Genomic DNA, 13,987 nt, shown 5'->3' on the forward strand with positions numbered 1-13,987 from the left:
TCGTTTGCCTTTCAAGGACGCTCATTCCGTATTTGTTTTGCTTTTTTTAGTTCTAACTCTTGATATCAACAAATGTTGCATTGGTCAACTCGGCGATGGCTTCTGGAGCTAGCTCTATTTGCAGTCCTCGTTTCCCAGCAGAAATGATGATTTGATCATACGTTCTTGCCTGTTCTTCAATAAATGTAGGAAATAACTTTTTCATCCCGATTGGTGAACAACCACCTCGAATATAGCCAGTTGTTTTTTCTAAATCTTTCAGGTGGAGCATCTCCACTTTTTTATTGCCAGATGCTTTTGCTAGTTTCTTTAAATCCAGTTCGGTGCTTCCAGGGATCACAGCGACGATTGGGCCTGTGTTATTGCCGACTGCCACTAATGTTTTAAATATCCTGTCTTCACTTCCAGGCAACTGATCTGCAACGGATGAGGCGCTGATATGGTCTTCATCCCAAGCATATTCATGTTCTGTATAAGCGATCTTTTTTTGTTCGACCATGCGTATCGCATTGGTTTTCACTTGTTTCTTTTTTGCCAAAATCTTCACCTTCGTCTAGCTTAATTTTCATTGAGTAAACTAATGATTTTTTTTAATTGTTTGACTGGTAACTGTCCAGGTGCCGATGCACGTGTCGCGTCTAACGCACCAAATGTGATGGCTGAACCGGTCACGTTGCCAGCAAGTCGAGAGACCATGCCGAGTTCTCCCATCGACATTGTGACTAAAGGCATCGAAACAAACGAATGAGCGCGACGAGTCAATTCCATCATACGTAGAACATCTCGTTCATTATTTGGCATCACAGCAATCTTACCAATACTTGCACCAAAATGTTCCATCATATTCAAACGATACAGCAAAACTGGATCTGCTGGGGTTTCTTTGAAATCATGACTACTGATGACCAGTGGGATCTGACGGCGATGGATATCATGCAGCAGATCTTTGTCCATACTTTCAATTTTGAACAACTCAATATCTAGCATATCCACTAATTCTGTATCGATCAAAAATTTATATAGATCGTGGTAGTCTTTGATTGAGATGTCTTGTGCGCCACCTTCTTCTAAGGTGCGAAAGGTCAAAAGTAAAGGAAGTCCTTCTAGCATCTCATAGATCAATACTAATGTTTCCTTTAATTGTTCGTGATCAAAGACTTCTTGATAACAATCAAGTCGCCATTCTGCTAAATCGGCGCCTGCTTCTCTCGCTAGGATCGCTTCTCTTAAAAGGTCCTCACGAGTCGTGCCAGTCAAGGGCGCACATACTTTTGGACGTCCGGTACCAAATCTTACCCCTTTTACTTGAAACATTGCTTCACGCCCTCTCTATTTTTTTATTTCATATACGAATACCTTTAAATAATTGCCTTCTGGGAAAGAACCAATGGTTTGAAAATCATCAGGCAAACGATACACGCCGCTGATTTGATAATCATACTCCGCTGAGATCAGTTCGTCTTCGATCATCGCTTGAAATTGATCGATCGATACATTGGCTGCATTTGTTGAGGCAATCAAGACGCCTTCGTCTGCTAAGATCGACAAGCTATCTCTGACTAATTCCCCATAATTTTTTGCCACACGAAAGACTTTTTTCTTGTTCCGTGCAAAGCTTGGCGGATCTAAAACGATCACGTCATAAGTAAACCCTTTTCGTTGTGCGTATTTAAAGTATTCAAAGACATCCATAACGATGATTTTGTGTGCATCAGAAGTTAAACCATTGACCTCAAATTGTTCGCGTGTCTTATTTAAGCTTCGTTTCGCGAGATCGACACTTGTCGTTTCTCTTGCACCGCCCATCGCAGCAGCCACCGAAAAAGCACCGGTGTAACTAAACATATTCAACACCGATTTTCCTAATGCCAGTCCATCGATCAAAGCTCCTCTGACTTCTTTTTGGTCAAGAAAAATCCCAGTCATGAGTCCTTCATTCAAATAAGTGGCATAGGTCACTCCGTTTTCTTGGACGAGTAAAGGTTCTTGCGCTTCTTCCCCCGTCACATGCTGGCTCTCAGGTAATCGTGTCGTTTCAAAACGAATTTTTTCGTAAATCCCTACAATTTCAGGATAAGCAGCTTGAAAAGCGTTTAGTAAAACTTCACGAATCAAGTATAAGGTTTCATTGTACCAAGAAAAGACAGCAAACCCGTCATAATAGTCGATGATCAAGCCACCGATACCATCCCCTTCTCCATTGAACAAGCGAAAAGCCGTAGTTTGCTCGTCGTTAAAAAAGCTTGTTCTTTTTTCTCGGGCTGTATGGAATTTTTGTTCAAAAAAGGATTGATCAAATGGTTCATCCTGATCACTTAGTATCCAGCCAATCCCTTTGTTTTGTTTCCCTAAATACCCTTTCCCTATAAATTTACCTTGTTGATCAACTAATTCCACCCATTCTGTTGTTCGTTTCACTTGAACTAGATCTTCTTCTTGGATCAATGGGTAACCTTTTAAAAATTTTTTGACCGCTCTTTTTTTGATTGTTAGTTTCATTGGCTCACCTGCTTTTTCATTCTCCCTTTTAGTATAACAAAAAACAGCCTGCTTGTCTTAGTGATTCCTTGGCCTGAGCCTACTTTCCCTCAGAAAAAGATCATGTACATAGTGGTTCATCCTAAAAGCATGTTTATCTAAAAATGAAGGATATTAAAGAAAATCTTAATCTATTAAGCTTGATTTGTACTTTCAATTGACACTATTTTGGTCTACTAGTAAAATGATGAGGAGTATGTGAGTCGTGAGTATGTTTCATGCCACTCTTTTTTTATGTAAGAGTGCAGAAAGGAAGATTAATTTGAAAATAAAAACACCCGCTTTTTTAAATAAAAGGCTCGGATTTTTTTCTTTACTAGCAGTTTTGTTATGGGTCAAAACAATTGCTACTTATCTATTTGAGTTTCATTTAGGAATTGACAGTGGGATTCAGTACTTCATCTTGTTCATCAACCCAATTGCAACAACTATCCTTCTTTTAGGGATTGCCTTATATGTTAGACGAACGAAAGCAGCGTATATCACGATGCTTGTCATCTATTTCTTGTTGACCTTGCTCTTATTTTCTAACATCATCTACTATCGTGAGTTCACTGATTTTATTACGATCAACGCGATTTTAGGTGCAGGAAAAGTTGCAAGTGGTTTAGGAGAAAGTGCGATACGGTTGTTCCGTCCCTATGATGTCCTTTATTGGATCGATATCGTTCTGATCATTGCCCTTTTAGCAACGAAAAAAATCAAAATGGATGAACGTCCGATCCGCGCTCGGATGGCGTTTGCTTTTTCTACTTTAGCGATCATGATCTTTTCAGGAAATCTCTTTTTAGCTGAAGCAGATCGTCCAGAGTTATTGACACGTACCTTCTCTCGTGATTATTTAGTTAAGTATCTTGGACTAAACGCATTCATGGTGTATGACGGTATCCAAACTTACCAAACGAACCAAGTACGCGCAGAAGCAAGTCCAAATGACATGAAAGAAGTAGCAACGTATGTCAAAGAACATTATGCGCAACCAAACCAAGACCTATTCGGATTAGCTGAAGGTAAAAATGTTATCTATATCCACTTGGAAAGCTTGCAACAATTTGTGATCGATTATAAATTGACCGACGAAAATGGTGTAGAACATGAAGTAACACCTTTCTTGAACAGCTTGTTCCATAGTAATGAGACATTTAGTTTTGATAACTTCTTCCACCAAGTAAAAGCAGGAAAAACAAGTGATGCCGAAACATTGATGGAAAACTCATTATTCGGTTTGAACCAAGGTTCATTGTTCACTCAATTAGGCGGCAAAAATACATTTGAAGCTGCACCAAACATTTTAAAACAAACAAAAGGTTATACAAGTGCCGTATTCCACGGAAATGCTGGTACATTCTGGAACCGTAATGAAACATATAAGAGTTTTGGTTATGATTACTTCTTTGATGCGTCTTACTACGACGTGAATGATGACAACTCATTCCAATACGGTTTACATGATAAACCATTCTTTGAACAATCAGTACCATACTTAGAACGGATGCAACAACCGTTCTACTCTAAATTTATTGCTGTATCCAACCACTTCCCTTATTCAAGATTCACGAATGAGGAAGCTGGATTCCCAGTAGCAAATACAAATGATGAAACAATCAATGGGTACTTTGCAACAGCCAATTATTTAGACCGAGCAGTAGAAGAATTCTTTAACTATTTAAAAGCAAGTGGCTTGTATGAAAACTCAATGATCGTCTTGTATGGAGACCATTATGGTATTTCTAATTCAAGAAACAGATCATTAGCTGAGTTGGTTGGTAAAACAAGTTCAACTTGGACGAATTTTGACAATGCAGCGATGCAACGCGTACCATACATGATCCATCTTCCAGGACAAACAAAAGGCGGGATCAATCATACGTATGGTGGACAAGTTGATGCTTTACCTACACTGCTTCACTTGTTAGGTGTGGATTCAAAAAATTATATCCAACTTGGTCAAGACCTGTTCTCACCAGACAACAATCAATTAGTGGCGTTCCGTGATGGTGATTTTGTTTCACCTAAGTACACATACTACGGTGGCGCGGTTTATCTAACAGAAACTGGCGAACTGCTTTCAGATATGACAGAAGAACAACAAGCAGAAGTCACTGCTTTGCGTGAAGCAGTCAGCAAGCAACTTGCAGTTTCAGACCAAATCAACAACGGGGATCTTCTTCGTTTCTATACAGAAAGTGGTTTAGAACCACTTGATACTTCTACGTTTGATTACAAAAATGGCTTGCAACATCTAAATGATGCTGAACGCGCACTTGGTGATAAATCAACAAGCGTCTTTAGTCAAAACAATGATCAAACAACGCAAAATCTATACGAATCAAAAACGTTCCAGGATCTTCATGGCGTTCCTGATACCGAAGAACCGACGGATAGTGATGATTCAGTAGAAAACAACTAACGAAATCACGTGATTGCAAATACCTTTGTTATCACTCAAAAAAGCACTTGCGAATATTCATTCTGCAAGTGTTTTTTTTGTGTGAAATAATGTCTACTGTTGGTAAGAAACGCTTGTTTGATTGGGCATCGTCCAAACGAAAAGTAATTTACTTTAAACTGTCAGGTAAGATGATCATTCTGTTCATTTTATGGTCATTTCAATCAACGATTCGCCCCCTTCTTTCTTTATTTCGGTTTTTCACTAAATGAATTTCATACTTTATTCATATTCATTTTTTATACTATTCTTGAGGTGAAAAGTATGAATATGATCCGTTATTCTACGGCACGGTTACTTTATTACAAAAAACAAACTTTTTTGTATACTTTATTTTCAAGCTTTTCTGCTTTATTATTACTGATCAGCTTTAACTTATATAATTTACAAACAACTTTACACAAACAAATCCAAGATCGGGTCTTGATGTTTGATGCTTCTGATGTCAAAGAGAATTTACCTTCTTCAGAAACGCTTCAACAAGCCTATCTGATCGTAATCAGTTGTATACTGGCACTGTTTGCATTGTGTTTCTTTTTTTTCTTTTTACACTCACTTTATAAGCATCGCATGGAAATAATTAATTGGCGATTGGCAGGGCTATCAAAACCAAAAATGTTCTTCTTTATTTTTTGGCAATCGTTGATTCCGTTACTCATGAGTTGTCTTGCTGTTCTTTTGCTCGTTTTTGCTTTTCAAAATGGCTATCAAACATTACTTCAAAAAATCAATTTGACCTTGTTGAATTTCTTCGAATTACCAAATCTACCAACTGTCTTTTCATCTGGAAATGGTTTATCGATTTCGATTGACCAAAACACTTTTTTTATGATTGATTTTTTTAGCGATAACTTTTTAACTGATACCTTAAAAGGAATTGGGCAGACGATCATCTGTTTAGTTAGTATTAGTACATTGCTTAGTACCTGTCTATTCATGATTTCAAATCGACTTTTAAAAAGAAAGAAGCTGATCATTGATGAACCCACATGATTCACTGATATCGTTTAACGGTTTTACTGTTTTGCTTGGTTCTAAAGCCGAGCAGCAACTGATTTTTTCAGAGATAAAAGAGCAACTCCTTACTTCTGAACGAACAGATGTGATGATCGTTCAAAAAAACTGGCCCTTCTTCCCTTACCTCAATTTAAAGGAACAAGTATTTTTAGATATCTCTGAAAAACAAAAGAAGTCCAAACAGGAAGATATTCAAAGCAAGCTGATGATCGACTCCTCTTGCTTAAAAAAAGCAGTGGATGAATTAAATACATTTGAAAAAATCAAATTACAACTTATGCACGCGATCCTTGCTGAGAAAACGAATTTGATCATTGAAGATCCTATCGATGATCTTTCGATTACTGAAATCCAAGATCTCTTAGTCCATTTATGTGATCTAGTCAACGAGTTTTCTTTTTCTATCCTTTTATTGACACACGATCTCTCGATTGCGGAAAGTCCATATGTCAACTTTTGTAAAGAAGCAAGTTAAAATTTGATTCTCTTTCAAGCAAAAACGCTAAAGCAAGATTCTTGCCTTAGCGTTTTTTTGTTGTTCAGTTATTCGATCTCCACATCTGGTAGTTTGACAGTAAAGGTCGTTCCTTTGCCTAACTCGCTCGTGACATCAAGCTTTCCTTTATGCAGTCGAACTAATTGTTGGACGATTGGTAAGCCTAACCCAGACTCACCGTATTTGGTATTTTTTCTAGATGGATCGACTTTGTAATAGCGATCCCATATACTTTTCATTTGTTGTTCTGACATGCCGATCCCTGTATCAGTCACTTTGATGATCGTTTCAAGATACCCTTTTTCTAAAGTGACCGTGATCGTGCCATTTTCAGTGAATTGGATCGCATTTTGGATAATGTTGACCATGATTTGCACAAAACGATCATAATCAGCATATACATCTAATTGCTCTGGTGCTTCTAAAATCAATTGGTTGCCCGCAGCTTCTGCTTTTGATTCCAATTGGGCAACGATATTTTTCAAAGTTTCTGTGCCATCAAATTTCTTGATGACCATACTGATTTGATTCGTTCTGATTTTTTCATAATCTAGATTCTCATTGACTAAACGAATAAGACGTTCGGTCTCGTTCTTCATCAACTTGATAGCATTGTCTCGTTGATTTTCTGGGATGGCATTATACTCTAAACCTTCCAACAAGCCATTGATCGTTGTTAATGGCGTCCGCATCTCATGAGACGCATCTGCCATAAATTGCCGGCGACGATTTTCTTGTTCTTCGATTTCTGCACGTGACTCTTTCAGGGAATTCGTCATCTTATTGAAATCGTCTGCTAACTCATCAAATTCATCTTTGTCGTTGACTGGTAACTGCACATCAAAATTGCCGTTTGTCACCTCTTTGGTGGCATTTCTCAATCGATTGATCCGTTTCACTTGGAACGCAGCAAACGCATAGCTGGCAATGATGGCAATAATACTTGAGAAAATGAACCCTTTAAATAGATTCAAGGTCACTGAGCGCACACTATTATCGATGTTTCTTGCAGGTTGGCTGACGACCAGTCCTCCATAAAATTCATGGTTCAAGTTAAAAGGAACCAACGCATATGAGGTGGCTTGATTTTCTCCTGCAATATTTTTATTGGAGGTGAACTTGACTTGTCGGCCATTTTTCAAGCTTTCCCATTGATTGGCGGTGATCGTAAAATTCAAGTAAACGCCAGCGGTTGGATAGATGACACGCTCATACTTATCGATAAAGATAAAGTTGACATTTTGTTCCGTCAACACTTGTTCGGTCAATTCCAAGGCATTTTGGAATGCCTGATCTTGATTGAATTGAGAAAACGTATCTGCAAAAGTTTGCGTCGTTTTTTCCACTGATTCAGCATAGCCAAAGAGTTGTTGGTAATTATTTTCTTCGATCGTCTGCTTCGTCAATTGGGTAAAAGAGATGCCGACGATCAAGATGATCATCGCGATCATCCCACAAAAGGCAAGTAGTTGTTGATATAAATAACGCATCAGGCAACACCTGAATCATCAAATTTATAGCCTACGCCCCAGACTGTTTGGATCACTTGTGGGCCTACTTTCTCAATTTTTTGACGCAGTTTTTTGATATGTGCATCGACAGTTCGTTCATCCCCAAAGTATTGATAATCCCAAACTAATTCCAATAACTGTTCTCTTGAAAAAACTTGTCTTGGTTTTTTTGCTAATGTAAATAAAAGATCGAATTCTTTAGGTGTCAAACCATCGATCGGCTTGTTGTTCAAATAAGCTTCACGTGTTTTCGTATTCATTTTGAAATGATCGGTTTGGATATCAAAGTGTTGATCAGATAAGGTACTTTCTTCTTTCGTTTCCACTAACTCACTGCGGCGGTGTAAGGCCTTCATACGGGCAATCAATGTTAATGGGCTAAAAGGTTTCGTGACGTAATCATCTGCCCCCATTTCTAAACCGATCACTTGATCACTTTCAGAATCACGGGCAGTCAACATAATGATCGGTACAGTACTAGATACTTTGCGGATTTCTCGTCCAACCATCATGCCATCCATTGTCGGTAGATTCAGATCTAACGTGACCATATCCCAGTGCTGTGGATTTTCTAAAAACGCATCTAATCCTTCTTTTCCATCATATTTAAAGGTTGCTTCCCAACCTTCATTCAAAAAAAACATCTGCATCATTTCAGATACGGATTGATTATCTTCAATCATTAAAATGTTCATGCTCGTCTCCTCCATTTTCCAAATCGTAAGTTTGTAATTTCTTTTCTGTTAATATAAAAATCGGCATGATTGGAAAAACTAAGACCAACATTTCAATAATGAAAAAATTTGTATGGCCTGTCGCTTTCAACCAGTACCCGATCAGAGTCATCAATAAACCAAAAAGAAAGAAATATTTTCCGCTCGTTCGTTGGGCGATCTGCCAATGTGCGTCAGATTTAGCAGCACGTTCTGAATGATAACCATATAAAGGCAAGTTACCTTTAGAAGGTAAAATCAAAAATAAGAGACCTATTAAGGTTAAAAAGGCACCTACTGTTAAAAAAATCATTATTTCACTCCCCAATCTCTGTCTATAGTATACTCTAAAATGTTTGTTGAACCAATAAGTTCAGTAATTCTTCACGAAACGTTTGTCTTTTGTTCATTCTTTGATAAGATAAGGGTATTCAATTGAAAAAGGAGTTTTATTTGTGACAAACTATAAAGCAATCACATTTTTTGATCTCGATGGGACTTTACTAGATGGAAATTCTAAAATCACTCCTGAGATCGCCGCAGCCATTCAAGCGCTAAAAGACAATGATATCCTTCCTGTTATCGCTACAGGACGTACAGAAATGGAAATCAGACAAATCATGCGTGATGCGGGTATCACCTCTGCTGCAACAATGAACGGATCGTGTATCAGTGTTGAGGGAGAAGAAATCTATTCTGTTCGTTTTTCTAAGGAAGAATGTCAAAAAATGCGTGACCATATCGAAGAGCAAGGCCATGCACTTTGTTTTTATAACCGAGATAATATTTGGAGTACACATCACACGGAGACTATGAGAAAAGCTTATGGCTTTATCCATTCAGATGTCCCGCCGATCGATCCTTCGGCTTTTCAAGATCATCCGATCAATATGTTGTTGATCCTTTCAGAATCAGGCGACGAATACTATCATGAACATTTTCCAGACTTGACTTTTTACCGCAATAGTCCGTATTCGATCGATACAGTTAAAAAAGGTATTTCAAAAGGTGCTGGTGTCAAACGATTGAAAGAAACTTTAAACTTAGAAAACATTCCAACTTTTGGTTTTGGTGACGGCCCTAATGACTTCGCTTTGCTTCAAGCTTGTGATCATAAAATCGCAATGGGCAATGCGTATGATGAGTTGAAAGAAATTGCCACGTTCATTACAAAGAAAAATACTGAGGGCGGGATTGTTCACGCATTGAAGCATTTTGACTTGATTTGATCGTCTGCTATAGCACAACTAGCTATTTCGATATTCCATCTAAATAACTGAATCTCATAAAAAAGCCCTAGTTATTATCTAAAGTTCAAGGACTCTAACTAGGGCATTGTGCTATACTTTTTTTGACAGTAAAGTTTAATGACGGTGGTGACTTCTGGAAGGTGGTGGTGCTTATGGAAATAAGTACTGAAATCTATGAAAGGAGAAACCTTTTGTCTGCATATGAGACAATTCAAACGATTGTAGCTTTCGGTATGTTTACCATTGCTTTGATCAGTTTGGTTGTGGAACTGCTTAAACATGACAAAACGAAATAGCCGTCACTTTAGCACGGGACGACTATTTCTAAAATAAGAATTACTGTGCCACCGTCTTTAGCGGTGCTGTCAAAAGGAACTGTTGACGCAGTTCCTTTTTTCATTTTTATTATAGCATAGCACGGACGATTCAGCCATTGTTATCTAAACACATGGTCGGAAATTTGATCTAGTCAACATCTCTCAAGTGACAAATAATCACCTTTATTTTTACTATCTCTCAGCAACCTTTAAAACTTAAATACTTGTATTGTAATCAATCGATGTCGATCATCACTTCAACCGTTTGAAGTGGAACGTCATAAAACCGATCTTCGCGACGTCCTAAGAAATCTTTGGCTTGCTGAGGGAATAACGCATAACTCAAAAGATCTTCTGTTGATTTTGCATAGTCGCTGATTTCTTTTTCGAATTGAGGCAATTGTGGTGCCAATAAATCGGCGGGTCGTATAGTGAGTACTTCGTCTTCTCCGATGATTTTTTGTTTGATCTCTTCAGCAATCGGTGCTGGCGGACGGCCATATAGTCCACGGACGTATTCTTTGATTTCAGTTGGGACGAGCTTGTAGCGGTCACCAGAAATCACATTCATCAAGGCCTGTGTTCCTACCATTTGAGATAATGGGGTGACAAGTGGTGGAAACCCAAGATCTGATCGAACTTTTGGTACTTCTGCTAATACTTCCTCATATTTATCTTGTAGTCCTTGTTCGGTCAGCTGGCTTAGTAGATTCGACAACATACCTCCAGGAACTTGATAAATCAACGTTTTGGGTTCGATATCCTTTACTTTGGGATTTAGCATCCCTTCGTTTCGAAAACGATCTCTTAGCGGATTAAAGTATTCTGCTATTTCTGTGATCTTTTTCATGTCTAATCCTGTATCATAGCCCATCTCTGCAAGGACCAAAGCCATTGATTCCGTTGCAGGTTGGCTCGTGCCACCGGCAAAAGAAGAGATCGCTGTATCGATGATATCTGCTCCTGCTTCTACCACTTTTAAATACGTCATTTCGGCGATACCACTTGTGGCGTGCGTATGGACTTCTAAAGGTAATGGGACAGCATCCTTGATCCGACTGATCAATTCATACCCTGTTTGTGGTGTTAGTACTCCTGCCATATCTTTGATACATAAAGAATCGGCACCTGTAGCAGCCATTTCTTTTGCTAATTTAACAAAATAATCGATTGTGTGGATCTCACTGGTCGTGTAAGAAATGGCTGTTTGGCAATGTCCACCAGCTTCTTTGGCTGTCACGATCGATGTTTGTAAATTACGGACATCATTCAATGCGTCAAAAACACGAATAATGTCGATCCCATTTTCGATCGATTTTTCGACAAATTCTCTTACTACATCATCTGCGTAATTTTTATAGCCAAGTAGATTTTGTCCACGCAGTAACATTTGCAGTTTTGTATTTTTTACTTGTGAGCGAATCAGACGCAAGCGTTCCCAAGGGTCTTCATTCAAGTAACGTAAGCAAGCATCAAAGGTTGCACCTCCCCACATCTCTAATGAATGATAACCTGCTTTATCTAGCGTGGTCAAAATCGGCAACATGTCTGCTGTAGTCATTCTTGTAGCAATCAAACTCTGTTGACCATCACGCAAGACAGTTTCCATCATTTGAATTTTTTTCCCCATTTACTCCCTTCCTTTCTCAACGAGTTGTTGGATATGGTTACGTATTTCTTGGAATGGATGTTTCTGTTGACGGCTACATACTTTAGCTTCTTCGGAACAAATGAAACACGTCCGTTGCTTATAGCCCAGCATGTCACGACTGACTGGTTGAAGCTGTCCTTCATCCCAAAAAAGAACGTCTAGATCTACGAGTCGCCCAAAAAGACAAGTTTCTTCAAGTTCGATCATGCGTTTTTTTAGTGTCTCTTTTCTTAATGGAAGAACTAAAAAATACTCGTAACCCGTTTTTTTCTTGCGATACAAATGAACCAATGGTCTGACCTCTGAAACACTTTTTTCGACAGCATCGATCATCACATGAAATACTTGTGCGATTTCTTCTGACGTTTTGACAGGCCCCGGTATATTCATGGTTGCTGAAAGCAATACCGCTTGTGGATTTGCTTTTAATAAATTTTTTTGGATATTCGCCCGTACTTCTTTTGCATGAAGAATTTCTTCATGCGTTACTGTTGGGCCGTCAAATAACATGCTAAACATTTCTGACCACGTCGATCAAGGTACCATCACGATACTCAACTAAAGCAACGACTTTTTCGCCATACTGGATCGGTGATGGTTCTCCAACGATGTCGTATGCTTTTTGTTTCAGTTCGTCAATCGTATACTTAGGAATATCTACTTCCTTGAAATAGTCAATCAGATCTTGGCGTTTAGGATTGATTGCGATCCCTACTTCTGTGACGAGTACATCGATGCTCGTTCCGGGAGTCACAACTGTATTGACATGATCCACGACAGTCGGTATTCGTCCACGAATCAGCGGGGTGATCACCAGACTCATTTTGCAGCCTTTGCTTGTATCTGGATGACCACCCACCGCACCGCGAATCACATCATCTGAGCCGGTCATCACATTGACGTTGTAATCTGTATCGATCTCCAAGGCAGACAAGATTGCTGTATCTAGCTGATTCACCATTGCGCCTTTACTTGCCGGTGAAGCATACATACTCGCATCGATTTCATAGTGCTTGCTATTTTCTCCTAAAGAAATGGCGGATAAATGATCGAAATCTTGGACATCAATGATTTTTTCAACTAGCCCTTCCTCCAATAATTCTGCCATTGCATTTGTAATTCCACCTAATACAAAACTAGCGGTCATTTGATCTTTGAGCATTGCTTCTCGCAAAAAGCGAGTCACTGCCAGTGCAGCGCCACCTGTGCCAGTTTGGAAAGAGAAGCCTTGCTGATAATACGGCGAGTGAGTGATGACTTTTGCAGCATATTCCGCGATCAACAGTTCTTTCGGATTTGTGGTAAAGCGGGTCGCCCCTTTCGCAATCCCTTCAGGGTCACCTATTGCTTCAACTTTCACGACATAATCGACATCCGTCTGCGCAATACTGATAGGCGTATTGGGAAAATCCACCAAAGTATCTGTGAGGATGACGACTTGATCTGCATATTTTGCATCGACCATGGCATAGCCTAATGAGCCACAAGTGGCTTTTCCAGCAGTTCCATTCGCATTTCCGTATTCATCAGAACTTGGAGCGCCTAAAAAAGCCACATCGATAGGCAGATCACCTGTTGCAATAGCTCGCGCTCTTCCGCCATGTGAACGAATGACTACTGGTTTTTCCATCACACCTTCTGAAATGGCAGCCCCTACTTTGTCCCGTAAGCCACTTGTGGTAATACCAGTTACTACTCCATTTTTGATATGCTCGATCAAGGGTTCATGGACATTGGCTATTGAGCTTGGTGCAATCGTAAGGTCTTTGATCCCCATCTGTGCGATTTCTTTCATGACCATATTTAACACAAAGTCCCCTTCACGGAAATGATGATGAAAAGAAATCGTCATGCCGTCTTTCAAACCAGTTTTTTCAATGGCTTCCTTGAGACTCCCAACGATTTTTTTCTCATTTGGCAATACAGGTTTGATTTTCCGACTGGCTTCTTTGTATGTTTCAACATGCGTTAACTCACCTTCGTATAGAAGATGATTTTCCGCTACTGTTTGTGGAATCTCTTTGCCAACTTTATTTACAACCATC

14 protein-coding genes are annotated in these 13,987 nt (G+C 39.1%); 5 read left to right on the top strand and 9 right to left on the bottom strand.

Translation table 11 applies throughout. The features are described from left to right. Positions 1 to 52: 52 nt before the first annotated feature. Genes ybaK through IGL24_RS09115 form a run of 3 tightly spaced genes read right to left on the bottom strand, consistent with a single transcriptional unit; the run spans position 53 to position 2,499 of the window. Positions 53 to 538: a Cys-tRNA(Pro) deacylase gene (gene ybaK / locus IGL24_RS09105; protein ID WP_207699987.1), complete on the bottom strand. Its 486-nt coding sequence runs from the start codon at positions 536 to 538 to the stop codon at positions 53 to 55. 20 nt (positions 539 to 558) lie between these two features. Next, complete coding sequence (gene aroD / locus IGL24_RS09110) at positions 559 to 1,314, bottom strand: type I 3-dehydroquinate dehydratase (RefSeq protein ID WP_207115005.1); 756 nt, start codon at positions 1,312 to 1,314, stop codon at positions 559 to 561. A gap of 15 nt (positions 1,315 to 1,329) precedes the next feature. Next, positions 1,330 to 2,499 (bottom strand): class I SAM-dependent rRNA methyltransferase, encoded by a 1,170-nt coding sequence (locus tag IGL24_RS09115; RefSeq protein ID WP_207699986.1) that lies wholly within the window; start codon positions 2,497 to 2,499, stop codon positions 1,330 to 1,332. Between the two features lie 301 nt (positions 2,500 to 2,800). Here IGL24_RS09115 and IGL24_RS09120 point away from each other — a divergent pair, with 301 nt between their 5' ends. The 3 genes from IGL24_RS09120 to IGL24_RS09130 all read left to right on the top strand — a co-directional run bounded on the left by IGL24_RS09120 (position 2,801) and on the right by IGL24_RS09130 (position 6,479). Next, positions 2,801 to 4,948 (top strand): LTA synthase family protein, encoded by a 2,148-nt coding sequence (locus IGL24_RS09120; protein WP_207115003.1) that lies wholly within the window; start codon positions 2,801 to 2,803, stop codon positions 4,946 to 4,948. A 303-nt stretch (positions 4,949 to 5,251) separates the two neighbouring features. Then, on the top strand, positions 5,252 to 5,980 hold the full coding sequence (locus IGL24_RS09125) for a hypothetical protein (protein WP_207699985.1): 729 nt from the start codon (positions 5,252 to 5,254) through the stop codon (positions 5,978 to 5,980). Next, complete coding sequence (locus IGL24_RS09130) at positions 5,967 to 6,479, top strand: hypothetical protein (protein WP_206859091.1); 513 nt, start codon at positions 5,967 to 5,969, stop codon at positions 6,477 to 6,479. The genes IGL24_RS09125 and IGL24_RS09130 overlap by 14 nt, the downstream gene beginning before the upstream one ends. Positions 6,480 to 6,547: 68 nt before the next feature. Here IGL24_RS09130 and IGL24_RS09135 read toward each other — a convergent pair whose 3' ends face one another. The 3 genes from IGL24_RS09135 to IGL24_RS09145 are packed head-to-tail and all read right to left on the bottom strand — an operon-like array spanning position 6,548 to position 9,037. Then, the gene (locus tag IGL24_RS09135) at positions 6,548 to 7,990 is read right to left on the bottom strand and encodes a sensor histidine kinase (protein WP_206859092.1); all 1,443 of its coding nucleotides are present in this window, start codon (positions 7,988 to 7,990) and stop codon (positions 6,548 to 6,550) included. Then, positions 7,990 to 8,706, bottom strand: coding sequence for a response regulator transcription factor (locus tag IGL24_RS09140; protein ID WP_206859094.1), 717 nt, complete (start codon positions 8,704 to 8,706; stop codon positions 7,990 to 7,992). The genes IGL24_RS09135 and IGL24_RS09140 overlap by 1 nt, the downstream gene beginning before the upstream one ends. Continuing rightward, a complete protein-coding gene (locus IGL24_RS09145; RefSeq protein ID WP_206859096.1) occupies positions 8,687 to 9,037 on the bottom strand; it encodes an SdpI family protein in 351 nt (116 codons plus the stop codon). The genes IGL24_RS09140 and IGL24_RS09145 overlap by 20 nt, the downstream gene beginning before the upstream one ends. A 142-nt stretch (positions 9,038 to 9,179) precedes the next feature. Between IGL24_RS09145 and IGL24_RS09150 the strand changes: the two genes are divergently transcribed. Beyond that, on the top strand, positions 9,180 to 9,953 hold the full coding sequence (locus tag IGL24_RS09150; RefSeq protein ID WP_207699984.1) for a Cof-type HAD-IIB family hydrolase: 774 nt from the start codon (positions 9,180 to 9,182) through the stop codon (positions 9,951 to 9,953). A 173-nt stretch (positions 9,954 to 10,126) separates the two neighbouring features. Beyond that, positions 10,127 to 10,270 carry a type I toxin-antitoxin system toxin PepG1 gene (gene pepG1 / locus IGL24_RS09155; RefSeq protein ID WP_207699983.1) on the top strand — a complete coding sequence of 48 codons (144 nt, stop codon included), beginning with the start codon at positions 10,127 to 10,129 and terminating at the stop codon, positions 10,268 to 10,270. A gap of 256 nt (positions 10,271 to 10,526) precedes the next feature. Here pepG1 and IGL24_RS09160 read toward each other — a convergent pair whose 3' ends face one another. Genes IGL24_RS09160 through citF form a run of 3 tightly spaced genes read right to left on the bottom strand, consistent with a single transcriptional unit; the run spans position 10,527 to position 13,986 of the window. Then, the gene (locus IGL24_RS09160; RefSeq protein ID WP_207699982.1) at positions 10,527 to 11,921 is read right to left on the bottom strand and encodes an oxaloacetate decarboxylase subunit alpha; all 1,395 of its coding nucleotides are present in this window, start codon (positions 11,919 to 11,921) and stop codon (positions 10,527 to 10,529) included. Further along, complete coding sequence (gene citX, locus IGL24_RS09165; RefSeq protein WP_207699981.1) at positions 11,922 to 12,461, bottom strand: citrate lyase holo-[acyl-carrier protein] synthase; 540 nt, start codon at positions 12,459 to 12,461, stop codon at positions 11,922 to 11,924. Then, positions 12,454 to 13,986 (bottom strand): citrate lyase subunit alpha, encoded by a 1,533-nt coding sequence (citF, locus tag IGL24_RS09170; protein ID WP_429968437.1) that lies wholly within the window; start codon positions 13,984 to 13,986, stop codon positions 12,454 to 12,456. The genes citX and citF overlap by 8 nt, the downstream gene beginning before the upstream one ends. Between the last annotated feature and the right edge of the window lies 1 nt (position 13,987).

It is taken from the genome of Enterococcus sp. DIV2371 (genome assembly GCF_050498525.1).
Classification (GTDB): domain Bacteria; phylum Bacillota; class Bacilli; order Lactobacillales; family Enterococcaceae; genus Enterococcus_B; species Enterococcus_B mangumiae.